The organism is Tenacibaculum mesophilum (assembly GCF_003867075.1).
Lineage (GTDB): Bacteria > Bacteroidota > Bacteroidia > Flavobacteriales > Flavobacteriaceae > Polaribacter > Polaribacter mesophilus.
Genome location: NZ_CP032544.1, coordinates 2,583,265 through 2,607,727, shown reverse-complemented (window position 1 = coordinate 2,607,727; position 24,463 = coordinate 2,583,265). Strand labels below are relative to the sequence as shown.

Sequence of the window (24,463 nt, the reverse complement as noted above, 5' to 3'; positions counted from 1 at the left end):
GGTTTGTATTTCACAACCTCGTTTTTTTTTATGCAAATAAACAACTCATTCTAGATTAAACTCTAGGCTATCTGTGATTAAAAATATTGACCTATACCAAACACAAATCCTTTTGATCCATTCTTTGTAAGCCCATGCCCATAATCAATTCTAAAAATTGCATTGAATATTTTTTTATTAATGAAACGTAAACCTATACCTGAATAAACTTTCATATTATCACTATTGATAAAATCATCAAAACTTCCTCCTGGATTACGCCATGTTCCAGCGTCTACAAACACATTACTTTGAATAACAAACCATTTTTTTTCATACAGCGTATGCCTATATTCGGTATTCCAAACAATACTTCCAGTACCTCGATCAACTAAAATACCAACTCCTCGTAAATTCAAATTATTATCTAAAGCAAATGGAGCAAATGGAGTATCATCATTAGATGACAAACCAAAACGCAATCTGTTTGCCCAATTTCCTTTTTCACCTATTCTTTTAAAGTAAAAAAAGTCATTCCAAAAAATTAAAAAATCATTCTGATATTCATTTTCAGAAGTTACATATTGTCCATGAAACTCATTTTTTATTCCGTTAATGTATTGATAATTATAATCTAGATTATCAAAAACATAAATTAGCTTCAGTAGCTTTTTATCTACATTTAACTCAGTAGGAACATCCGATGAAGTACTTCCTCTTAAATAATTATACTTTTCCTCAAAAAAATTAATTCCAAATTGAAACTGATTTTTAAAATTGTGTTGGTATAAAGCCAAAGCTTCATAAGAGATATTCTGATACTTATAATTGGCTGATTCACTACCAAAATAAAGTGGTTCTTCACTCGTCCAGTTTTGATGACTTAATGACACTCCCCATTTTGCTGAAAATAACGTAGGAGCCCTAAAGTTAATTCCATAAGAATCAAAACCATTGTATTGGTAAAACGCACCTAAGGTCATGTTCCTTCCCAAAAAGTTATACTCACCCACTCCTATTCTGTAGGCTAATTTTTGATTGATCGTTTTGTGAAAATTAACTTCTGGAATTATTGTAAAGTTCTCTTCTACAGTTACAACAACATTACATTTACCCTCAGAACATGATGCTTTAAAATACGCATTAGAAATTGCTGGTAAGCGCTTCAAACGAATCATATCTTCTTTTAATACCATTGAATCAAGCACTTTATTTTCTTTTGATTTCAGTATTTTCTTTAAAACATGTGCTTTCGTTTTTTTAGCTCCTGAAAAAGTAATTTTTTCTATACTTTTTTCTTGTGAATAACAGTTTACAGACAACCAAAATGTTGCAAGAATTATTGTCTTCAAGAAAAATAGATACTTATTTTTATATTTTTCATTTACTATTTTCATACATCTTTTTTATAGTCAATTCTGCTGGTTTGTTTTGAGGTGTAAACCTATTGTTATCTTCCCCTCCAACTTCTTTATGATTATGAAACCATTTCCAAACAAAACCACCAGCAAACCAATCTTCTTTCCAAAATTGATTATACAAAGCTTGTAATGCTTTTTGTTGGTTTTCTAAATTGATATCTCCTTCTATTCTATCTGATTTCCATGGCTCTTTTCCAGTAAAATTTACACTTCTGTACCCATACTCGGTAAATAAAACAGGCTTATTAAACTTACTTTGAACCTGAATAATTTCATTTTTGTGAGGTTGCCAACCTTTTTCAAAATCTTTAAGAGTTGGGGATTTTTGATCACTTAACGGAAAATAAGCATCAATTCCTATAAAGTCTAAATCCTCCCAAAAGTCTACTCGCTTAAATTCGTCCCAATTTGCTGCATAGGTCAATTTTCCAGAGTATACCTTTCTAATTTTTTTAATGAGTTTTTTCCAGTATTCTGGTCTGTTTATTACAAACTGCTCCAATTCTGTTCCAATACAAAAAATTTCTGCATTAATTTCTTCTGCTACTTTGGCAAAAACGAGGATAAAATCTTCATACGATTGTTCTAACTCTCTCCATTCATCTTCAGATTTCATTTTTATAGTTCCTGTATACACCCCATTCCAAACCCAAATTTGTGGTTTCAACATAATCTTTATTTTACTTTGTTGAAACTCTTTGGCATATTGTTTTACACCTTCTTTTGTCTCTCCAAACCATTGCTTTTTGGAGTCATAAATTACATTTGGAGAAGACAAGCTTTTAACAAAAGCAAAAGGCATCAACGTTACATAATTTGCTGATACCTTTTTTACATCATTAATATGTTTACTTGTTATCTTCTTTGAAGAAGCAACAAAACTAACACCGTTTATCTTTTTTGATTGGCTCGTACAAGAGCTTACCAAAAAAACACAACTTATTATAAAAAGGAGTTTTAGAGTTTTCATTACTCCTCTAATTTACTATTTTTAAAATAATGCCCTTAATCCTACATTAAAACTTTGTCCTAGCCCATTGTTGTTTCCTCTAACAAAGTTACTGTACAAAACCTCCAAGTTTAAAACACTGGTTAATTGATATTTTCCTCCCAAACCTAAAGCTGTATAATCTTGTGTAAAATCTCCAAATCTTTGTGAATGTTGAGAAAACACTAATACGGTAGACTTTTCGTTGGGAAAATAACTAAAGAAAACACCAGGAGTTAACAAAAAAGTATTGTTCGCAAAGCTATCCTCATCACCAAAATTGTACTCCGTATTTAACTCTGTAAATAACTGCCATTTTCCACTAGAAAAAGTATAATCGTAAAAAAATCGATTCTGAAAAGTCAATGCTGTTTGATCTAAAAAGACACCATTTTCTGTTTCATTACTCACCAAAGGAATATGTATTGCTGATTGAACGGAAAAGTTTCCTACATTTTTTAATGGTTGAAACTTAATAGCTGGTGCAATTGATGTAATTCCTTTTCTTTCAGAATTTGGGTTATCTTCTAAACTAAATACTGATAATGCTTGACGCCCTCCTATTGTGTTGGAACGAAACTCTACAATTGCTCCTACGTTAATACGGTTATTTTTAGAAATTCCAGTGAAAGCTTCCAACGTTGAAGTAAAGTAATTCTCTCTTGCTTTCGATTTGGTGTTACCATCTGCATCTGCAAATTTTGTTTCAGTATATAGGTTATTAAACCATTTAATATCCCACTGACCATTATTTAAAAGCTTAGATGGTGTATATGTTTGAATATTTGATTTTTCTGCTTTATCATCTTGAGCATTTGAAAGTTGCACTACAAAAAACAGTAAAACTGTAAGGCTTGCTAATTGTCGTTTCATAAGGTTAATTTTTTATATAGATCTTAAGTCGCTTAAAAAAAACTTCTCTTACAAAGCTCTTTTATTTAAAATCATTCTAAATTCAATTCCTTTATTAAGTTCTTAACTTTAGCAACGACCTAAACAGCAAATCAACATTTATGGAGCACGTTGTTATTATTGGTAATGGAATTTCTGGAGTTACAGCCGCAAGGCATATCAGAAAATTATCAGACAAAAAAATTACCCTTATTTCTTCTGAAACTGATGAGTTCTTTTCAAGAACAGCTTTAATGTATGTGTACATGGGACACATGAAATTTGAACATACACAACCTTACGAATCTTGGTTTTGGAAAAAAAACAGAATCAATCTCAAAAAAGGGTTTGTTTCAAAAGTACATTCATCAGAAAAAGAAATAGCCTTTAGCACTGGAGAAAAACTGTCTTACGATAAGTTAATTATAGCCACTGGCTCTAAACCTAACAAGTTTGGTTGGCCTGGACAAGACTTAAAAGGTGTTACGGGAATGTATCATAAACAAGATTTAGAGGCTCTTGAACAATATGCTCCAAACAACAAAATATGTAAAAGAGCTGTTATTGTTGGTGGAGGTTTAATTGGAATTGAACTTGCCGAAATGCTTCATAGCAGAAATATCCCTGTTACCTTTTTAGTTCGTGAAAATAGTTTTTGGGACAAAGTGTTACCCAAGGGAGAATCTGCCATGATAAATCGTGAAATTATAGAAAATCATATCGATTTACGCTTAGGTGTGAACTTGAAGGAGATAAGGTCAGATAAAAACGGGCAAGTTACATCTGTAATTATTGAAGAAACTGGTGAAGAAATACCTTGTAATGTTGTTGGTTTGACTGCTGGTGTTTCTCCTAATATTGACTTTTTAAAAGATTCGAAAATTGAACTTGGTAGAGGAGTTAAAGTCAATCGTTTTTTAGAAACCAATATCAAAGATGTGTATGCAATTGGAGATTGTGCAGAACAACATGAAGCAATTGGTTTACGTCGTCCTATTGAAGCTGTTTGGTACACTGGTAGAATGATGGGAGAAACTGTTGCACAAACTATTTGTGGCAATCGAATTCAATACAAACCAGGGCACTGGTTTAACTCAGCAAAATTTATTGATATTGAATACCAAACTTATGGTTGGGTATGGCCGCAACCTAAAGAAAATGAAGCTCATTTTTACTGGGAGCACGAAAGTGGTAAAAAATGTATTCGAATTAACTATGATAAAAACACGCAAGAATTCCTTGGTATAAATACATTAGGGATACGAATGCGTCATGAGTTTTTTGACAAAATTTTGAATAAAAAGCAGTCTGTAACTTATACTTTAGAACATTTAGCAGATGCAAACTTCGACCCAGAATTCTATAAACTTCACGAATCAGAAATTGTAGCAAAATTCAACAAAGAAAACAACACCAATATTCAATTAAAAAAGAAAAGCTGGAAGCGAATTTTCAGCAGAGTTTAGGATGAAAATAATAAAACAAACAGGTCTACTTCTATTCTTAATAGGGTTAATCATTTTTTCAGGAGTAATTTTTACGGGTTCTTTTAATTTAAATCAATCAGAACTAGATTCATTTATTACTGAAAAAGGATATAAAAGTGAAATCATAAAAGAGGAACTCAGTAAAGCTATTGTTACCGATGAAAGCTTTAATATTTTTGAATTTTCTAGTCGGGTTAGAAATGCTTATGAAGCATCTAACAATCATTATAATACTCTAATTGCTAAATACGACGCTGAAAAAAATTGGGATAAAAAAGGTGAACAATACCAATATTTAATTTATGGGAAACCCCATACCTTAAGTTATGAGTTAGCTAAAAAAGCTGGAAATGGTTTTGTTAGAAACAACTCAAGTTTGCTATGGTTACTCACTTTTGGTTTAGGTATTTTGGGAGCACTGTTATTTATACTTCCTAATTTTATTTTACTTGGTCCAAAAGGAATAAAGAATAATGGTATTTATTTAGAAGCTAGTACAAATCGAGGATGGATAGCTTGGTTAGTTTTAATTTACTTAGTTGTTTTTTACTTGTTGCTTTATTTTTTTCCTGATTATGTGGTTAACTGGACTTTTATATTAGACCCTATCAGTAAATTTTTAAACGGCGGTGAGGCAAGCCAGTGGTTTGTATACGGTTTTTTATACTGTGTGATTATGCTTACAATGGGAGTAAGAATGTATATAAAGTATAGACACAACAAATACCAAGTTATAAGAACAACTTCTGTTTTATTTTTTCAGATTGTATTTGCCTTCCTTATTCCAGAAATCATGACCAGTTTAAATATGCCTGGGTATGATTTTAAAAATGCTTTTCCGTTAGACTATGATTTCTTTTTTGAATGGAATTTAGATAGCTTGAGAAATAGCGGAGCTATTGGTTTATTTATTTTAGTTTGGGGTATTGTACTTACGCTTATCATTGTTCCTGTAATGGTATATTTCTTCGGAAAAAGATGGTATTGCTCTTGGGTTTGTGGTTGTGGTGGTTTAGCTGAAACTTTAGGTGATCCATACCGTCAGCATTCTAACAAAAGTATGAATGCATGGAAACTAGAGCGCTGGTTAATACATAGTGTTTTGGTGTTCTCGTTAATAATGACCGTTGTAACGTTATACTGTTACTTTACTGGTGCACAATCTTTCCTTGGAATCAACTCTCAATGGATAAAAGACACCTACAGCTTTTTAATAGGAGCTTGGTTTGCAGGAGTTATTGGTACCGGGTTTTATCCAATTTTTGGAAACCGTGTTTGGTGTCGTTTCGGTTGTCCGTTAGCCGCTTATTTAGGAATTGTACAACGTTTTAAATCTCGATTTAGAATTACTACCAATGGCGGACAATGTATTTCTTGTGGAAATTGTTCTACGTATTGTGAACAAGGTATTGATGTACGTGCATATGCCCAAAAAGGAGAAAATATAGTGCGTGCAAGTTGTGTTGGTTGTGGTATTTGTTCGGCAGTATGCCCTAGAGGAGTATTGAAGTTGGAAAATGGTCCGGAAAAAGGACGTATCAACCCAACAGAGGTTTTATTAGGTAACGATGTTGATTTAATGAAATTGGTAAATGAAAAATAATGTTTTCATACTATGCTTTTTTATTACTTTCTCTTTAGTTGGGCAAAAAACATATCATAAATCATTTTATGAAGAAGGAACACTAAAAGAAGAAGGCTGGCTTGAAAATAATAAAAAAACCGATTATTGGATTTTTTATTACAAAAATGGAAACATTAAAAAAGAAGGAAGTTTTAAAAATAACCTTCCTGTTAAGTATTGGCATTTTTATTATGAAAACTCTTTTAAAAAAAAGGAAGGACATTTTATTAATGGATTACCAAACAAATGGTGGGTCTTTTACAATAATAAAGGAGGTATTTATCAAAAATGTCAAATCAAAAACAATAAAAAAAACGGTTACTGTTTATTATACAAAAAACATAAGGTAACAAAAGCTATAAAGTTTAAAGAAGGACTAAAGCTAAAAGAATGGAATAATTTGTCTTCTTTTGCAAAAGAAAACAATCTCAACGACTTAAAATAATTAATGAATCCACTTATAAAAGTTATCATCCCCGCATATAACGAACAAGATTCCATTGCCCATGTAATCAATGACATTCCTTCCATAGTAGACGAGGTAATTGTTATTAGTAACAATTCAACAGATAATACTGAAACCATTGCTAAAAACGCAGGAGCAACAGTACTTTCTGAAAATAGAAAAGGTTACGGATATGCTTGTTTGAAAGGGATGGAATATATTTCTATTAAAAACGAAAAGCCAGATATCGTTGTTTTTTTAGACGGAGATTATTCTGATTATCCTGAACAACTTACTGAGCTTGTTGCTCCAATAATGAATGATAACATTGATTTTGTAATTGGTGCTCGTGTACAACGACTACGTGAAAAGGGCTCTATGACTCCTCAACAAGTTTTTGGTAATTGGCTAGCAACTACTTTAATGAAGTTGTTTTTTGGTGCAAAATTCACTGATTTAGGTCCTTTCAGAGCAATAAAATATGATAAACTACTAGCTTTAAACATGGAAGACAAAACGTATGGTTGGACAGTAGAAATGCAATTAAAGGCTTTGAAACAAAAATTAACTTATACAGAAATTCCTATGAAATATAGAAATAGAATTGGCGTTTCAAAGGTTTCAGGAACTGTAAAAGGTAGTATATTAGCCGGCATAAAAATTTTAGGTTGGATCTTTAAATATAGCTTTAAATAATGGTCTTAGAATACATAATAATTACACTATACACTATATCATTAGTACTTATATTGTTATACGCTATAGCTCAGTTAAACCTGCTTATCAACTATTTGAAAGCTCAGAAAAAAAAGGAAAGCGCACCCAAATTAGATTTATCTGACATTAACAAAGTTCCGTATGTAACAATACAGCTACCTGTATATAATGAGCTATATGTAATGGAGCGTTTATTACACAACATTGCTCAATTAGAATATCCACGCAAAAAGTTAGAAATTCAAGTATTAGATGATTCTACCGATGAATCAATTGAGAGCACAGCTAAACAAATTAAAGAGCTTCAAAAAACAGGTTTAGACATTCAACATATTAGACGTGAAAACCGTCAAGGATTTAAGGCTGGCGCCCTAAAGGAAGGACTTAAAACGGCCAAAGGTGAATTTATTGCTATTTTTGATGCCGATTTCTTACCTAAGGAAAATTGGTTACTGGAAACCGTTCCGTATTTTAAAGATCCTGAAATAGGCGTAGTTCAAACTCGTTGGGGACATATTAATAGAAATTATTCAACCTTAACAAAAATTCAAGCGTTTGCTTTAGATGCTCATTTTACTTTAGAACAAGTAGGTAGAAATAGCCAAGGACATTTTATTAATTTTAATGGTACTGCAGGTATTTGGCGTAAAGAGTGTATTTACGATGCTGGAAACTGGGAGGGAGATACTTTAACAGAAGACTTAGATTTAAGCTACCGTGCACAATTAAAGAATTGGAAATTCAAATATTTAGAAAATGTTGTTACTCCTGCTGAATTACCTGTAGTTATTAGTGCTGCTCGTTCTCAACAGTTTAGATGGAACAAAGGTGGGGCAGAGAATTTTCAGAAAATGTTAAAGAGGATTATTACAAGTTCTACTATTCCTTTTAAAACAAAACTTCATGGAACGCTACACTTACTAAATAGCTCTATGTTTACTTGTATCTTTTTAGTTGCTGTTTTAAGTATACCTATGTTGTATATTAAAAATGAATATGCGCATTTGAAAATTTACTTTATAGTCATGAGCTTTTTTATTGTAAGCACCTTTATTTTCTTTATCTGCTACTGGTTTATGTATAAAAGGACTTACGGAGGAGGTTTCTGGAATTTTATCAAATATATTGGCGCCTTTTTCGCTTTTTTCTCTATTGCCATGGGCTTCTCTTTACACAATACAATTGCTGTTTTAGAAGGTCATTTAGGTAAAAAAAGTGAATTTGTAAGAACCCCTAAATTCAATATTAAGTCGTTAAAAGATAGTTGGAAAAACAATAAATATATTCGTAAAAGACCCTCTTTACATGTAATCATAGAAGGTTTATTAGCTTTATACTTTGCTTTTGGTATGTATAGTGCTTTTACTGTTGGTGATCAGGGTGGAGACTTTGGTTTGTTCCCTTTTCATTTAATGTTATTTGTTGGTTTTGGATATGTCTTTTTTAAATCGATTTTCTCAAAAGCTTAAATGTCTTTTTTTAAAAAATATAGCTCAATTATACTAACCTTTGTTAGTGTTGTTCTTTATTTTTTATTTGCTTATACAATTGAACGTACCGAATTTAACAAGTTACTTTTTCTCTGGATTAGCCTATTTACTTGTTATTTTGCTCTTTTACGAGATAAAGAATTATCGTTTGCTCATTTAGCTGGAATTTCGGTCTTATTTCGATTGGTTTTCTTTTTTGCTATTCCTAATCTATCTCAAGATTTCTATCGTTTTATTTGGGATGGACGTATGATTTTAGAAGGAATAAATCCTTATTTATCATTACCTCAAACGTTTATTGAGCAGCATAACTACCCTATTAACCAAGCTAAGGATTTGTATGAAGGAATGGGAGCCTTAAATGGTAGTCATTACACCAACTATCCTCCAGTTAATCAACTTTGCTTTTTAATAGCCGCCTTGTTTGCTAAAAACAGCATTATTGGGAGCGTTATTGTAATGCGAACACTTATTATCTTGGCTGATGTTGGTATTTTATACTTTGGTAAAAAGCTTTTAGAAAGATTACAATTACCCGTTAAAAACATTTTTCTATATGTTTTAAACCCATTTATTATAATTGAACTTACTGGAAACTTACATTTTGAACCTGTTATGTTATTCTTTCTGGTTTGGAGTATTTATACACTACATAAACAGAAGTGGTTTTTAGCAGCTATACTAATGGCTTGTTCAGTTTCTGTAAAACTCATTCCTTTACTCTTTTTACCTTTATTTTTTCAATGGTTTGTAAAGAATGATTTTTCACTCCTTAAAGGATTACAAAAATTAGCATTTTTTTACGGAACTGTAGTTCTAACAATTGTGTTACTTTTTCTTCCTTTCTATTCTCCAGAGTTAATTTCAAACTATACTAACTCTGTTGGTTTATGGTTTAGAAGCTTTGAGTTTAATGCTAGTTTTTACTATTTAGCTAGAGAAATTGGTTATCAATTTAGAGGCTATAATGAGATTGCCATTATTGGTAAAATAATACCTATTCTTACCGTTTGCTTTTTATTAATTCTTACTTTTTTCAAAAAGAACAAGTCAACAAAACAATTAATTCTAAGTATGCTATTTGCTTTGTCGTTCTACTATTTTTCAACAACAACAATGCATCCTTGGTATATAGCAACGCTTTTAATTTTATCTGTATTTACTCAATATCGTTATGCTGTTTTGTGGAGTTTAGTTATTATTCTAAGTTATCAGGCATATGCTAATTCTCCATGGAAAGAAAATCTTTGGTTAATTACTTTAGAATACATTATTCTATACAGTTACTTTATTTGGGAAGTTTTTATAAAAAGAAAACCCACTCAAAATTGAGTGGGAAAAATTGCTATGAAAAAGAAAAAGAAAGTGGTTTAAAAACCACTGTTCAAATATAAATAAGATTTTTCTTTTCACAAATATTTTTTTTAAGTTTTTTCACTTTTTTTAAACTTTAACTTAAAGTTTTCTTAACTCATTGTTTTTCAAGATATATTTATCTCCACTTTCTGAGCAAGTAGCCAAACCTTCATCATCAAAATTTAACCGATGTCCGTACTCACTAATCCACCCTATTTGTTTTGATGGGTTTCCTACAACTAACGCATAAGGTTTAACTTCTTTAGTTACCACTGCTCCTGCTCCTATAAAAGCGTATTCTCCAATATTGTTACCGCATACAATTGTTGCATTTGCTCCTATACTCGCTCCTTTTTTAACAATTGTTTCTAAATACTGATCTTGTCTTTTTATGGCGCTACGTGGATTAATTACATTGGTAAAAACCATAGAGGGTCCTAAAAAGACATCATCTTCGCATCTAACACCCGTATATATAGAAACATTATTTTGAACCTTTACATTATTCCCTAAAACAACCTGAGGCGACACTACTACGTTTTGTCCAATATTACAATTATTACCAATGTTACAATTAGGCATAATATGGCTAAAGTGCCATATTTTAGTTCCTTCTCCAATTATGCAACCATCATCAATAACTGCTGTCTCATGTGCAAAAAACATTTTATCTGTATCCATATATAACAAAAATAAAAAAACTCAACCAGTTGGCTGAGTTTTTACTTTTTATTCCACTCTAAAAGTAATTGGTAGCGTATATTTTACTTTTACTTCTTTATTATTCTGTTTTCCTGGAGTAAATTTTGGAATTTTATTTACTACTCTGTTTGTTTCCTTTTTTAATTTAGTATGTGGTGCCCTAATTTGAATATCCGTAACATTACCTAACTTATCAATAACAAACTGTGTCAATATTTTATATTTACCAGAATTTAATCCTACATCTTGCGCCAATTCAGAATTAAAATTACGTTGTATATGCTGTTGTATTTTTCTTTCAAAACATTTTATGTTTTCTTCTTCTGAGAGTCCTTCACAACCTTTAAAAACCGGAGTGTTTTGGACATTCTTAATTGAAATTGGATCATCACTATCTTCTATAGTTTCAGTTTCTTTTAACTCTGGAATTTGATTTAAATCAATAGGTGCTTCATCTACAGGTAAATCTATTACAGTGGTATTTTCTGTATTATTATCTACTACTTCGGGTTTAAATATTTCTTTAATTACACGCTTCTTCTTTGGTTTTACAATTTCTTTTACTTCTCTTTTTACAATAACAGGAATGTCAAAAGTGTAAACTTTCTCATAATCTTGTGCATTAGTAGGTTCAACTACCGCTGTATCTTTAACTGTTTCGTGCTCTAAAACAAGAAAAACGACAAACAAAGTTAGCACTAAGCCTAATTGTGTAAAAATAGTTGAAAATTTTTCTAATTGCTTTTTAGCATGCTTCTTAGGTGTTTTCATAGTATTTGTTTTTTATGTTAATACTATGTTAAAAACAAGAAACGTGCCAATAAAAAAAGACAATCCGTTTTGGATTGTCTTTTTTTATCTTTTAGTAAGTTTCTACTACTCTACATTAAATGTAATAGGTAACGTATAACCTACTCTTACTGGTCTACCTCTTTGTCTACCTGGTTTCATTTTAGGTATTTTCTTAGCAACTCTTTCTGCCTCTTTTTTTAATCTTGGATGAGGAGCTCTTGCCGCTACACTAGTAATAGTACCGTCCTTATCAATTTTAAACTGTACATAAATTCTTTTCTTACCTGGAGATAAACCTAATTCATTTGCTAATTCTGCATTAAAGTTACGTTGAATATGCTTCTGTAACTTTTTATTCAAACATGCTTTCTTTTGAGCTTTTGTTCCACTACAACCAGGAAATACAGGAACTTCCTCAATAATAGCGAATGGTACATCTTCTACCACTTCTTCAACCTCTTCAACCTCTTGAATATCTTCTACCTCTACAGCTTCAGATTCATCAGTTTCAGTTGATTCGATAACTGTTTCTTCAATCTCTTCTTCGTCTTCTACTACTTCAATTTTTTCAGGAGCTGGTGGTGGAGGTGTATTTGGTTTTGGCTTTGGTGGCTCAATTTGAAGCTCAATAGTTTCTTCTTCAATATCAGTAGCCATGTTAGCCATACCTAACTCTCCATACTCTTTATCATATGTCTTATTCTCAATAGCAACATACGTTACAAATAAAGCTAAAACCAAACCTATTTGCATAAATAGTTTACTATAGTTCTCTAAGTTTGATTTTGGATTTTTCTTGATTTCCATCCTAAATGTTTTTAATAGTTCGCTAATTTAATTAATTTATTTCAACTTTTACAAGCTTAATCTTTAAATAGCTTTATTTTTCTTAAAAAAAAGTTATAAACTATGAAAGCTATTAAAATACCCGTCGTGTTTGCCATTATATCTAAAACCTCTCCTGATCTATATGACGTTGTTGTAACTTGTAGAACCTCAATAATTATGCCGTAAAAAAAACAACAAAAAACAGTAATATATTTATTAATTTTTGTTGTTTTTAAAGCTAACAACCATACCAAACTTAACACGAAATAAGCAAAGGTATGTTCTAGCTTATCTATATGGTTAATTTGTATAGGAGCTTTTTCTATTTTTACTAAGCTAATAATAGCAATACTTAAAGTTATTAGTATTGCTATTATGGTTAGTTTATCCTTTAATAAGTTCTTGATATGCTTCAGCACTTAATAAATCTGCTACTTGTGAATCGTCAGATAATTTTACTTTTATCATCCACCCGTTTCCATAAGGGTCAGAGTTTACTAGTTCTGGTTCATCTTCTAAAGCTTCATTAAACTCTATTACTTCTCCTGATAAAGGCATAAAAAGGTCTGAAACTGTTTTTACTGCTTCTACAGAACCGAAAACTTCTTCAGCATCTAATTCCTCATCTAATGTATCTACGTCAACGTATACGATATCTCCTAACTCTCCTTGTGCAAAATCAGTAATACCAATAGTTGCTACACCATTTTCTACTTTAACCCACTCGTGGTCTTTGGTGTACTTTAATTCTGATGGAATGTTCATTGTAATGATTTTTTATTGTGTTTGTTTTAATTTCCTAAGTTGTATACTAAATTAATTCCTGCATTAATAGATTGTCTTGGAAAAGTGGTAGAAACTGCATATTCAAATGTTTGGTGATTGTAATAAAAAGATGCTGTTAAATTGCTGCTTAAATTATAGTCGGCAATAAATTTTAATCCAAATAATTTCTCCCCTCCTGTAATCTGACTATTTTCTTCATCTACACTTCTTATCAATGTTAAGTTATCTCTTAACGATATATCAGCTCTTAAATTTATATCTCCTTTTAAAGTTTCTTTTTTTCCTGTAAATCTAGTGACAAATTTAACATCTCTTATCTTGTATCCAAACCCTAAAACATATTCTGTTCCTTTAACATCTGTTAAAGTATTATTATTAAAGTTTAATGTTAAAGATCTGTCTCTTCTTATCTCTCCTTTGAATGAAACTGAATTCTTCATTCTAAAATCTACTTTTATTAATGGTGAAAACTCATCAATTAAAGTTGCGGACGAAATTAAGAGTTCTGGTTGATAATTACCAGAAGTATTTGTATTTGTTTCTCTATTATTTGAATCATACTGTAAATTATTAGAATAGTTACCTATTGTATACGATGATTTGTAACCATGTGATAGAGTAAATGAAGTAAAGTTCTTCTTAAACCATTTATATTTCATAAAACCATTATAGCGTAATGTCCAGTTAGGAATCGGAATATTTTTAAAGATTCCTGTACTTACCGAATTCGGACTATTACCAGAATATGCAGCAATAAATGCTGGAAGCATTGCTTGCTGTCCGTTTGTTTGATACGCTGCTGTACCCGTATTAGGCAAGCCTGTTTCTGCCGATAGTCTATTTGAAATAGTGCTTCTATAATCTAAGAAGTTTTGATATAATGTTTCATTATCAGTAAAAATAGTTCCTAACATAAAATGGCTAACACTATAATTACCTGTTTCAAAAGGTTTTATATTCGGGTCTTGCTCAAAACCTCCACTACCATTTGAAACAACATCTAACTGCTGTGTTAAGTTACTTGTTTGAATTCTGTTCCCTCGTAAATCAATAGTTAAATCTCTAAAAGGTTTTACAGACACATTATAATCTAGTTTTTTATATCTTGTTTTAGAGTAATTCTTACTGTAATACTCATCTCCAGCGTTTCTAGTAATTAACCATCCATTTTCAATTGCTGTATTTAAAATATCTGTTTGACTACCAAATACAAATCCTAAAGTTGGAGCTAAGCCTCCATCAAAACCATTTCTTCCTAAAAATCCAACTGAAGGCTTATATCCTTGTAGTAAAGTTCCATTATTTTGAGAGTAACTAATTTTTGCTCTTTTTACCGATGTTAACACATCATATACTCCCTTTCCTAATTTTTGACCAAAAGTAGCTTTCTTTTTAAGCTTTGGCTTTTGGGCTACTTGATTTCCTCCTAATGTAGCTGTTCCTTTTTGAGTTGGTTGCTTTTTTGTTCCTTTTAACAATAGTTTATCTACACCAACAATTTTATAAAAACGACCGAAATCTATATTTGTGTTTAAGTTATGTGTATTGGCATTCTGAATCATGTTTCCTACTTGCTCAATATAACTTTGTGAACCTGCTTTCCAATCAAAATCAGCTGTATATCCGTAATCTGCATTGATAAAATTCAAGAATGGAAACTTATTTAATGGTAATTTATAAGTTGTATTTAACTTTTGATGGTAATTATCTGGTCTTCCTATACTGAAAAATTGATCGTAAACTTCTAATTGTTCATCTTCTCCGAAACTATCGTATATATAATTGTTTGTCGCATTAAAGTTTAATTGTAATGACTTAGTTAAGTCGAAACCGATTGTATAATCCCAATTAAATAAAAATCTTCTTTGTATGAGTTCTGGTTGAGCAGGTAAAGGATTCACTGGGTCAATAATCAAGTTTCTTGACTGTTGACTGTTATAGTTTCTATTAATTCTTGAGTTTAATGCTATTGTTTTAGGTACTGGATTAAAGTTTAAATCTTTTATAAATTGTAAGTACCTACTTTTAAATCCTTCTGATTTTTTAAATGGCTCTATACTAAAAGGAACAAAAGTGAAATTATAACTAGCACCAGCCATTACATTTTTGTTTACATAACTTTCAATATTGTAATCTTTATGAAACTCCTCGCTATGTGAATATGAGGCTGAAAAATTCTCTACATCATAAAATTTAGGTTTCTTCTTACTTTCTGGGTTTCTATTCTTTTTTACATTAATGAAACTAATACTTTTCCTTCTTGTATAATCTTGAGCATTTTTACTATTTGGGTTTTTATCAATTGCGTCTTCTAATTCTACATCTTGAAATTGTGGATCGTATTTTGGGTCTCTAAACTCTTCTCCATAACTATAATTCATAGGTACTTGCATGTTCCATTTTTTTGGCATCATTTTACCTAACTGAATATTGGTAGCTACACTATATTGTTTTATTTCTTCAATACTTCTTTGTTGTACACGATCTTCTACATTACCAAAACCTATGGTTGACATTCTTCCAGCTAAAGAGACATCCATTACATCAGCCATATTAGCATCTGCATTTACAACTGCTGCCCATCCTCCTTTGTTATCAAAGCCTACTGCACGTAATTCATTAAACCAAACTTCAACAGTTTTATTATCGTTAACTGTATTTTTAACCCCTAACATCACCGTTCTTACTTGAGCTAAGGTTGGGTTTCCTCTCACAGAAATTTTTAATCCATTAGAGCTTATCGACGAGTACACATCAGTAAGATTGCTTCCTGTTGGTCTTTCAATTTTTAGGTTAGCTAACTCTTCTAATGGAATATCTAAATTATTTTCCTGAGGCCAAACATCTAAAGATGAAGCGTTTGATGTAGATATTTTTAATGGCTTTTCTACTTGGTAATAGTTATCGTTTAAATCGGTACCTAAACGTATAATTGCTACCATTTCATCATCATTTGCGCCTGTAACGCTATTTTGATTTTCAGCATGTAAAAACATACGCAGCTTTTTATACCTACGCATATCAATACTAATATTTTTATAAATGGTTCTAACCTCGTCAGCTTCTAAGTCAGTTACCTTTAACGTTACAGATTGCTCGTTTTGACGTTGAATTCTATTGGTTCCTTGCAAACGTTCTCTTTGAATTCCTGGTGGCAGTTTATAACGGTCTTGATTTTGTTCAATGCTAACTACTCCTACTTCAAACTTGTTTAATTTATTTGAATCTAAATCCTCAGGAGGAGTGTTTGTATCTGGTAATGTTTTTGTATAACGTCTCCAATCTCCTCTTACCAATTCTAATTCTCCAAAACGTAATACTACTGGCATTTTGAATTGCGTTAAAAACATTCGTATAAAACGAATGCTATTAAAATCAGTAATTCCATTAATTTTTTGAGCATCAGTAACATTTCTAACAGGTATTCTAAATTGATACCATTTAGTGGTTCTTGTTGCTCCGTTTAAAAGTGTTACATTTTGTGTTTTTACATCAATAATATTATTTTGACCTAATACTAAATCTGTTTTATTTAGAGAAACCTCATACTCAAAATAACTATTCACAGGATTCATTGTTTGATCCTTATTGATGTCTTCTGTATCTGGGTAGGTGGTTGATGATGTTGGATATGATTCGTTTGACTGACTCGCTGTTGGTGAGTTACCTTCTGTACCGTTAAAGTTTTTATATCTGGATAAAACTGATGGATTGGTGTTTTCTATTTCTCCTCCTCTAAAAAACTGGAAATTATCTCCCGCTGGGTCATCTAGTCCAGCAAATGCAGGGAATTTTATTCTTTCTTCTTCATCACTTAAACCGTCTAAACCAATATCTTGATTCGTTCTTGCATCATTACTAGAGTCAAAAGCATATAAAATAGAAGGATTTATAGGGGTATCTCCCCAAATAGAAGTTTGGATATTACCTCCGTCAGCTTTTTGTCCATCGGCAGGGAGCCCATTTTCATATTGCTTTCTTCCATCTTTTAATATATCTTCAGAAACATTACCTAAGTTTATAAATAATTTCCCTACTTGATTTGTTGGGTCATTTGGGTTAATTCCTGCAGGCAAACCTTCTTCAGTTGTAATTGAATAGTTTTCATACGGATCCATTAACCAAAATTGAATATACTCAACATTTGCTTGCTCAAAATTATTCGTGGTTAATGCTCTCATAATACCTCCCCAGCGCTCTTCAGCTGTTACACTGCTTGCATTTTCATTATAGTTATATGGTCCTCTTTCTGCAGGGTAATAAGCTAAATCTAAGGTTCTAACTAAGTTTTGTTGTGTAATATCTAAATCTGTGTTAGGAAATAATTCATTATATCGAATTTGACGTACCTCATCTCTAGACAATTCATTCTCATCAATATTACTTGGTCTGTTTCCACTTCCGTAGAATAGTTGATCAATATTGTACCAAGCTAATTTCCCTCTTTTGTAATTGTATTCTAAACCAAAAGTTCCTCCATCAAAACCTTGAGATTCTGGCGTACTCGCTAAAAACCATTGCTGTGGTGAGTTTAAGTTAATTGGTATTTGTGAAGCTTCAAAATCATCTAAATATGAAGTTGCAGTACCATCAACATTAATTCCACTAGGAGATCCTGGTAACAAATATGCCATGTCCGCTCTAACCGAAACATTTGACGGAGCTTCAGTTTCAACGAAAGGCAGTTTGTTTGCTAGTTTTGTTAAATAGGGTACTTCTGAAGAATAGTCTAAGTTCAAACCTAACATAATATTATCTATAGGCTCTCCTCCTAAATTTACCTTAGGTGTAATTGGCTTTTCACTAACATTTAAAAAAGTTCCTCCTAAAATAAAATCTTCAGAAAAACGATGTTCAACATCAATTCCTATAAATGTTTTTCGTTGCTGATTAAAAAATGTATTATTTTCTACAGATGCGTTAATTGGAATTCCTGAAGCTTCTAAACCTGGGTCTAAAATTTGCACACGACCTAATTGATAATCTACCACATAATCTATCCCTTCAACCAATTGTCTTCCTCCAGCTGTAACGCGAACTGACCCTCTTGGAACATTGAAAGCCCCCAAAGAGATCCCTCTACTTGTTTCTGATTTAAAATATCCTTTTAAGAAGAATTTATCTAAGTTCTGATACTCGTTTTTAGCTTGAATTTTAGTAGTTAAATATAATTCTTCGAAACCGTATTTTGTTTGATCTGTTGGATTGGTTAATTTCAGTAATAAATCTTCACCAAATGGTTCTGGTTCAGGAAACAAAATGTATCCTCTTTCAGAATTCACCGTAATTCCTTCTACATAATCAAAAAAACCATCTCCATTTGTAACTGCATATTCACTTTGGTCTAATTTATCTAAATTCAGCAACCTTAATAATGGTTCATTCTTTAACGCTGTATTTGCTGCATTTTGTAAAGTGTTTTGTAAGGTTCCTGTTTCATCATCACGATACAATAACTCAAAACGAAAACCTTCACGTTGTAATGGAAATGCTCCTAAAGCATATACGTTTTTCATCATTAAGCGCCACGTAGGAAAAGGCTCACCGGGACTATTTGCTGTAGCTGTTCCTGGTCGAACTGTATTTAAAATTTCACTACGTAATAATTTTACTGCTAGGTTTGCTGGTGCAACAACTCCATCGTTTGAAAACTCTCCTACTCTAAAAACTGTTTCACTATTAGAGGCTCCTACCACAGTATATTCAAAAGCTACTGCTAAAACTTCTCCGTCATTTAATCGTCTATTTAACGAGATAAACCCTAACTGTGGATGTAGTTTGAATTCATTAGGTTGTAACTTACGAGCATTTTGTAAGTATGTATAGTTAAAGCCTTGTCTCGCTGGAACACCAATACCATTAATTGCAGCATCAATAGTTGCAACATCTCTAATCCCACCTGAATTTGCTGTTAATAAAGAACTTAAATTATTCACTCCATTATAAGGTATAATTTCAGAATTAACTGATATAGCTCCAGGTGTTGTTGTTATTTCAGCTGGATTCACTTCATTTGCATCATCAGATTCTCCTAAATCGGCAAAAGCTACAATACTACGATAATCGGTTACGTTTTGATTTCTATTAGTTACCCAAACCTCAACTCTAGTAATATTTATAGGACTGTTAATTAAAGGGTAATTCTCTAAAGCTTCTTTGTAATTTTCTCTAAAATATTGTGATAAAAAGAAATGTCGGTCATTATCATAGTCAGATGCTCGTAATTCAAATGGTTCTATGGTTGCTCCACCTTCAGCAACTACTGTTTTAGATTGTGAATTTTGCTGTGAGAATGCAGCTGTAACATATGTTTTACCAAACTGCAATTCTGTTTTTACCCCAAATAACGATTGTGCTCCATTAATAAGTGAGTTTTTAATTGGCATACTAATATTACCTGCCTCGATATTTCTAATAATATCATCTTCGGTTGGAGTATATTCTAACTTAATAATATTTTGAAAATCAAAAGTAGATTGGGTATCATAATTTGCCGTTACCGTTAATCGTTTACCTACTTTTGCTTGTAAACTCGCACTAATTTGTTGATCAAAATCAAATGTAAAGCTGCTTTGATTTTCAACAGAGATTTGAGGGTTTTCATTGTTTTGATATACACCTCCAAGTTTAATATTTATTTGTCCTGTTGGGTTTACCTCAACAGTGTTACCTCCAAAAACAGATTCGAAAAACTTAGAATTTACATAGTATTTAGGTAATAAGTTTTTACGAGCAGCCTCACTGCCCTTCTTTTTAGGATTAGTAGCGTCTACTTTTTCTTTAAAATAATCTTTTAAATCATTTTTTAAGCGGTATTCATTATACTCTTTAGGTGTCATAAAAATAGGGGTACCTACATAGTAATCTCCTATTTTTTCAACAATCATAAACTTATTCAACACCTTATCATAAGTTACTACTTTTTGAGAAGGGTTGTTTAAATAAAGTGTTCCGTTTTGGTTATATTTAAAATTATACTTAAGGGGAATAACAGTATCCTGTTTAGCATTACTTGTCTTATTTTTTTGAGTATTTTGTGAAAACGAAACAACACTTACTAAAATAGCAAGTGCTGTAAGTAGTCTATTAATAACTGCTTTTTCCAACCTTTTTTATAAGTTTTTTAACGCCTGTTTTATAAGTTTTTCAACACTAGCATCAGGTGTTTCTTTTAATATATTCCCTATTACCTTGTCAGCTTGTTTTCGTGCAAACCCAAGAACTTCTAAAGCAGATAACGCTTCTTCTTTATTTGTATTGTTCTGTACCACAGAAACTTCATCTATATCAAAAGTTTTTAAGACTTTGTCTTTTAAATCAACAATAACTCGTTGTGCAGTTTTAGCTCCAATACCTTTAACCGTTTGAATTAATTTTACATCTCCAGAAGCTATTGCCTGTGAAACCTCTTGTGAAGTCATAGAAGACAACATGGTTCGCGCAGTACTTGGTCCTACTCCTGAAACCGAAGTTAGCAACCTAAAAACTTCTCGCTCTGTTTTTGTTGAAAATCCATATAACGTATGAGCATCTTCTCTAATGGATAAGTGTGTATATAACAACACATATTCATCGTTTGGTAATAATGAATATGTGTTTAAAGAAATATGCATTAAATATCCTACTCCATTGCAATCTACAACAGCGTATGTAGGATTTTTTTCCACAAGTTTTCCCCTTATTTGTGTTATCATCTAGCTATTTTTTTCTATTGGTCTAAAATAGAAAAAATTATCTTTTAAAAAAATTTCTCTTATCTTATTGAGAAACTTTGTTTTTTGCTTTCATTTCCTTGTTTTGAGCATCTACAACTGCTACTGCAGCCATATTTACCATTTCATCTACACTTGCCCCCAATTGCAAAATGTGTACTGGCTTACTCATTCCAAGTAAAATTGGCCCTATAGTTTCTACTTCATCAACAGCTTTCATTAACTTATAGGTAATATTAGCCGATTCTAAATTTGGAAAAATTAATACGTTTGCTCTTTTTCCATTTAGTTTAGAGAAAGGAAACTCTTTTGCTAATAGTTCTGGATTTAAAGCAAAATCTGCTTGCAACTCACCATCAACTACAACATTTGGATAATGACGGTGGATGTAAGAAACTGCTTCTCTAATCTTAGTTGAACTTTCAGATTTTGATGATCCAAAATTTGAAAATCCTAACATTGCAACGTTTGGTTTCATCCCAAACATTTTAGCCAACACAGATGTTAACTGTGTAATTTTAGCTAAATCTTTTGCTGTTGGATTGATATTAATTGTGGTATCTGCTAAGAACATAGGCCCTTGCTTCGTTAACATCATATTTGTTGCTGCAACTCTTGTTACTCCATGATCCTTTTCAATCAATTCTAACATAGGTTTCACTACTGAAGGATAAGGTCTTGAATATCCTGTAATCAATGCATCTGCCTCCCCAGAATTCACCATCATTGCTGCAAAATAGTTGCGTTCACGCATCCATTTTTGTGCCTCTAAAAACGTAACTCCTTTACGTTGTCTTGATTTCCAAAATATTTCAGCATATCGGTTTCTTCTTTCTTCTTCCTCATCTGTTTTAGGATCAATAATTGGCACATCAGCATCAAATCCTAACTCAGTTTTCAGTTCTAAAATAATTTCTCTTCTTCCTAATAAAATCGGTTTTCCAATTTTTTCTTCATAAACTCTCTGTGCTGCTTTTAAAACATCTAAATGATCTGCTTCAGCAAACACTAATCTCTTAGGATTCTTTTTAGCTCTGTTGTGTAATAAGCGTACTTCTTTACTTCCTGTTCCTGAACGATCCATCAACTCCTCTCTATACCTATCCCAATCATCGATAGGTTCTTGAGCAACTCCTGAGTCCATCGCTGCTTTTGCTATTGCTGGTGGAATTTCATAAATTAACCTTGGGTCAAATGGTTTGGGTATAATATATTCTTTTCCAAAAGAAAGGCTTACTTCATCATATACAATATTTACCTGTTCTGGCACTGATTGTTTTGCTAAATCTGCTAATGCGTGTACAGCAGCCATCTTCATTTCTTCGTTAATTTTTTTGGCGCGTACATCTAATGCTCCACGGAAAATAAAAGGAAAACCTAATACATTGTTCACCTGATTAGGGTGATCTGACCTTCCTGTTGCCATGATAATATCGTCTCTTGTCGCTATAGCTAAATCGTACTCAATTTCTGGTTCTGGATTTGCCATTGCAAAAACAATTGGGTTTTTCGCCATTGACAAAAGCATTTCAGGAGATACCACATTTCCTTTTGACAAACCAATAAACACGTCGGCATTTAACATTGCTTCCTCTAAAGTATTTACATCTTGATCTGTAGCAAATTCCGCTTTTTGTGATGTTAGATTATCTCTATCTTTTCTGATAACCCCTTTACTATCACACATAATTACGTTTTCACGACTCGCACCTAAAGCTAGATACAAACGCGTACATGATATTGCTGCGGCTCCGGCTCCGTTCACAACAATTTTTACATCCTTAATATCCTTTTCATTAATCTCTAATGCATTTTTTAAGGCTGCGGCTGAAATAATTGCTGTACCGTGCTGATCATCGTGCATTACAGGAATATCCAACTCCTCTTTTAATCTTCTTTCAATTTCAAAAGCTTCAGGAGCTTTAATATCTTCTAAATTAATTCCCCCAAAAGTAGGAGCTATAGCTTTTACTGTTTCAACAAATTTATCAACATCAGTAGCATCTACTTCAATATCAAAAACATCAATATCAGCAAAAATTTTAAAAAGTAATCCTTTTCCTTCCATTACTGGCTTGGATGCTTCAGGACCAATATTACCTAACCCTAAAACTGCTGTTCCGTTCGAAATAACAGCCACTAAATTGCTCTTTGAAGTATATTTATAAACGTTGTTTTTATCTTTCGCTATTTCTAAACAAGGTTCAGCAACACCTGGTGAATACGCTAATGATAAATCGTGTTGTGTTGCGTATTTTTTGGTAGGTACTACTGCTATTTTTCCTGGCTTCGGTTTGGCATGATAAAGTAAAGCTTCATGCCTTTTTCTAGAATCTCTCATAGGTTCGTTCTTGTTTGTTTGAACTTACAAATATACATTTTGTTTGTTAAGTAAAAGTAACTTGCTTACCTATAAAAGTTATATTATCTCATTAAACTCCTTTGGCTATTAACCCTAACTTTTGAGAATTATAAACATCATGAATAAAATTATTAAAAAATAATTAACAACCTGATAAAAGTCATATTTAGTCTTTCTTTTTCTTCTCAAATTTGCCCTAACCTTAAACCAATAGAAATGGAAACTACACAAAGACACATTATTAACGAAGAAGTACAATGGGATAAAACAAAAACCATTGTAAGCAAAACTGATGTTTACGGAACTATTTTATATGCTAACGATGTTTTTTCTAACACCTGTGAATACAGTACCATTGAGTTAGTTGGCGAACCTCATAATATTATCCGTCACCCAGATATGCCCAAGGTAGCTTTTAAAGTTTTATGGGACGCTCTTAAGAAAGGTGAAAACTTTCATGCAATTGTTAAAAACCTAACAAGAACCGGCAGATATTACTGGGTTATTACCGACTTTACCATTGATAAAGATGAAGAGGGTAAAATTGTAGGGTATACCGCTAGAAGGAAAGCCGTTCCTGATGGAGTTGTAAAAAAAATTGAACCTATATATAAAACACTTTTAGACATTGAAAAACTTAAAGGTGAAAAAGCTAGTGAAATGTATTTTGATGCCTACTTAAAAGAAGAAGTTGGTAAAACATATAATGAATTCGTAGTTGATTTGTTTAATGAAGAGCTTTCTAAAGAAGAAGCTGAAAAAATTAAGAATGAAACAAACCCTTTAAAGAAAGGATTAAATTGGTTTTTCTTTGGAGAAACAAACCCAACATAAATTTACTACCCCTAAATAATCCCTCTTAAAATGTTTTTAAAAGGATTGA

At 31.9% G+C, this 24,463-nt stretch carries 18 protein-coding genes; 7 read left to right on the top strand and 11 right to left on the bottom strand.

Going from position 1 to position 24,463, the window contains the following annotated elements:
* Positions 1-77: 77 nt before the first annotated feature.
* The 3 genes from D6200_RS11740 to D6200_RS11730 are packed head-to-tail and all read right to left on the bottom strand — an operon-like array spanning position 78 to position 3,261.
* Positions 78-1,376, bottom strand: coding sequence for a POTRA domain-containing protein (locus D6200_RS11740; protein ID WP_083574778.1), 1,299 nt, complete (start codon positions 1,374-1,376; stop codon positions 78-80).
* The gene (locus D6200_RS11735; protein ID WP_073182249.1) at positions 1,360-2,370 is read right to left on the bottom strand and encodes a glycoside hydrolase family 113; all 1,011 of its coding nucleotides are present in this window, start codon (positions 2,368-2,370) and stop codon (positions 1,360-1,362) included. The genes D6200_RS11740 and D6200_RS11735 overlap by 17 nt, the downstream gene beginning before the upstream one ends.
* 21 nt (positions 2,371-2,391) lie before the next feature.
* Positions 2,392-3,261, bottom strand: a complete 870-nt coding sequence (locus D6200_RS11730; protein ID WP_073182250.1) for a hypothetical protein — start codon at positions 3,259-3,261, stop codon at positions 2,392-2,394.
* Positions 3,262-3,401: 140 nt separating this feature from the next.
* Between D6200_RS11730 and D6200_RS11725 the strand changes: the two genes are divergently transcribed.
* From D6200_RS11725 to D6200_RS11700, 6 genes are read left to right on the top strand one after another with little or no spacing between them, the layout of a single operon-like run.
* Positions 3,402-4,745 carry an NAD(P)/FAD-dependent oxidoreductase gene (locus D6200_RS11725; RefSeq protein ID WP_073182251.1) on the top strand — a complete coding sequence of 448 codons (1,344 nt, stop codon included), beginning with the start codon at positions 3,402-3,404 and terminating at the stop codon, positions 4,743-4,745.
* Position 4,746: 1 nt separating this feature from the next.
* On the top strand, positions 4,747-6,369 hold the full coding sequence (locus D6200_RS11720; RefSeq protein WP_047787892.1) for a 4Fe-4S binding protein: 1,623 nt from the start codon (positions 4,747-4,749) through the stop codon (positions 6,367-6,369).
* Positions 6,359-6,835, top strand: coding sequence for a toxin-antitoxin system YwqK family antitoxin (locus D6200_RS11715; protein WP_047787893.1), 477 nt, complete (start codon positions 6,359-6,361; stop codon positions 6,833-6,835). Before D6200_RS11720 ends, D6200_RS11715 begins: the two co-directional genes overlap by 11 nt.
* 3 nt (positions 6,836-6,838) lie before the next feature.
* Positions 6,839-7,531, top strand: a complete 693-nt coding sequence (locus tag D6200_RS11710; protein WP_047787894.1) for a glycosyltransferase family 2 protein — start codon at positions 6,839-6,841, stop codon at positions 7,529-7,531.
* A complete protein-coding gene (locus D6200_RS11705) occupies positions 7,531-9,021 on the top strand; it encodes a cellulose synthase family protein (protein ID WP_073182252.1) in 1,491 nt (496 codons plus the stop codon). The genes D6200_RS11710 and D6200_RS11705 overlap by 1 nt, the downstream gene beginning before the upstream one ends.
* Positions 9,022-10,374 (top strand): mannosyltransferase, encoded by a 1,353-nt coding sequence (locus D6200_RS11700; protein WP_073182253.1) that lies wholly within the window; start codon positions 9,022-9,024, stop codon positions 10,372-10,374.
* 123 nt (positions 10,375-10,497) lie between these two features.
* Here the strand turns inward: D6200_RS11700 and D6200_RS11695 are convergent, their stop codons facing one another.
* From D6200_RS11695 to D6200_RS11660, 8 genes are all read right to left on the bottom strand, one after another.
* Positions 10,498-11,079, bottom strand: coding sequence for an acyltransferase (locus D6200_RS11695; RefSeq protein ID WP_073182254.1), 582 nt, complete (start codon positions 11,077-11,079; stop codon positions 10,498-10,500).
* Between the two features lie 48 nt (positions 11,080-11,127).
* Positions 11,128-11,871 carry an energy transducer TonB gene (locus tag D6200_RS11690; RefSeq protein WP_073182255.1) on the bottom strand — a complete coding sequence of 248 codons (744 nt, stop codon included), beginning with the start codon at positions 11,869-11,871 and terminating at the stop codon, positions 11,128-11,130.
* A 105-nt stretch (positions 11,872-11,976) separates the two neighbouring features.
* Positions 11,977-12,699, bottom strand: coding sequence for an energy transducer TonB (locus tag D6200_RS11685; RefSeq protein ID WP_047787899.1), 723 nt, complete (start codon positions 12,697-12,699; stop codon positions 11,977-11,979).
* Between the two features lie 56 nt (positions 12,700-12,755).
* Positions 12,756-13,139, bottom strand: a complete 384-nt coding sequence (locus D6200_RS15530; RefSeq protein WP_082118582.1) for a VanZ family protein — start codon at positions 13,137-13,139, stop codon at positions 12,756-12,758.
* Positions 13,105-13,485, bottom strand: coding sequence for a glycine cleavage system protein GcvH (gene gcvH, locus D6200_RS11675; RefSeq protein ID WP_073182256.1), 381 nt, complete (start codon positions 13,483-13,485; stop codon positions 13,105-13,107). Before gcvH ends, D6200_RS15530 begins: the two co-directional genes overlap by 35 nt.
* Positions 13,486-13,511: 26 nt before the next feature.
* Positions 13,512-20,612, bottom strand: coding sequence for a T9SS outer membrane translocon Sov/SprA (gene sov / locus D6200_RS11670; protein ID WP_073182257.1), 7,101 nt, complete (start codon positions 20,610-20,612; stop codon positions 13,512-13,514).
* A gap of 6 nt (positions 20,613-20,618) precedes the next feature.
* Complete coding sequence (ruvA, locus tag D6200_RS11665; RefSeq protein WP_047787902.1) at positions 20,619-21,200, bottom strand: Holliday junction branch migration protein RuvA; 582 nt, start codon at positions 21,198-21,200, stop codon at positions 20,619-20,621.
* A 64-nt stretch (positions 21,201-21,264) separates the two neighbouring features.
* Complete coding sequence (locus D6200_RS11660; RefSeq protein ID WP_047787903.1) at positions 21,265-23,559, bottom strand: NADP-dependent malic enzyme; 2,295 nt, start codon at positions 23,557-23,559, stop codon at positions 21,265-21,267.
* A 237-nt stretch (positions 23,560-23,796) separates the two neighbouring features.
* Between D6200_RS11660 and D6200_RS11655 the strand changes: the two genes are divergently transcribed.
* Positions 23,797-24,414, top strand: coding sequence for a PAS domain-containing protein (locus D6200_RS11655; protein ID WP_047787904.1), 618 nt, complete (start codon positions 23,797-23,799; stop codon positions 24,412-24,414).
* Positions 24,415-24,463 lie beyond the last annotated feature (49 nt).

What these genes read in the sequence shown, in the direction of transcription:
- D6200_RS11740 (WP_083574778.1), bottom strand. Translation starts at nt 1,376, where the DNA reads ATGAAAATAGTAAATGAAAAATATAAAAATAAGTATCTATTTTTCTTG.
- D6200_RS11735 (WP_073182249.1), bottom strand. Translation starts at nt 2,370, where the DNA reads ATGAAAACTCTAAAACTCCTTTTTATAATAAGTTGTGTTTTTTTGGTA.
- D6200_RS11730 (WP_073182250.1), bottom strand. Translation starts at nt 3,261, where the DNA reads ATGAAACGACAATTAGCAAGCCTTACAGTTTTACTGTTTTTTGTAGTG.
- D6200_RS11725 (WP_073182251.1), top strand. Translation starts at nt 3,402, where the DNA reads ATGGAGCACGTTGTTATTATTGGTAATGGAATTTCTGGAGTTACAGCC.
- D6200_RS11720 (WP_047787892.1), top strand. Translation starts at nt 4,747, where the DNA reads ATGAAAATAATAAAACAAACAGGTCTACTTCTATTCTTAATAGGGTTA.
- D6200_RS11715 (WP_047787893.1), top strand. Translation starts at nt 6,359, where the DNA reads ATGAAAAATAATGTTTTCATACTATGCTTTTTTATTACTTTCTCTTTA.
- D6200_RS11710 (WP_047787894.1), top strand. Translation starts at nt 6,839, where the DNA reads ATGAATCCACTTATAAAAGTTATCATCCCCGCATATAACGAACAAGAT.
- D6200_RS11705 (WP_073182252.1), top strand. Translation starts at nt 7,531, where the DNA reads ATGGTCTTAGAATACATAATAATTACACTATACACTATATCATTAGTA.
- D6200_RS11700 (WP_073182253.1), top strand. Translation starts at nt 9,022, where the DNA reads ATGTCTTTTTTTAAAAAATATAGCTCAATTATACTAACCTTTGTTAGT.
- D6200_RS11695 (WP_073182254.1), bottom strand. Translation starts at nt 11,079, where the DNA reads ATGGATACAGATAAAATGTTTTTTGCACATGAGACAGCAGTTATTGAT.
- D6200_RS11690 (WP_073182255.1), bottom strand. Translation starts at nt 11,871, where the DNA reads ATGAAAACACCTAAGAAGCATGCTAAAAAGCAATTAGAAAAATTTTCA.
- D6200_RS11685 (WP_047787899.1), bottom strand. Translation starts at nt 12,699, where the DNA reads ATGGAAATCAAGAAAAATCCAAAATCAAACTTAGAGAACTATAGTAAA.
- gcvH (WP_073182256.1), bottom strand. Translation starts at nt 13,485, where the DNA reads ATGAACATTCCATCAGAATTAAAGTACACCAAAGACCACGAGTGGGTT.
- ruvA (WP_047787902.1), bottom strand. Translation starts at nt 21,200, where the DNA reads ATGATAACACAAATAAGGGGAAAACTTGTGGAAAAAAATCCTACATAC.
- D6200_RS11660 (WP_047787903.1), bottom strand. Translation starts at nt 23,559, where the DNA reads ATGAGAGATTCTAGAAAAAGGCATGAAGCTTTACTTTATCATGCCAAA.
- D6200_RS11655 (WP_047787904.1), top strand. Translation starts at nt 23,797, where the DNA reads ATGGAAACTACACAAAGACACATTATTAACGAAGAAGTACAATGGGAT.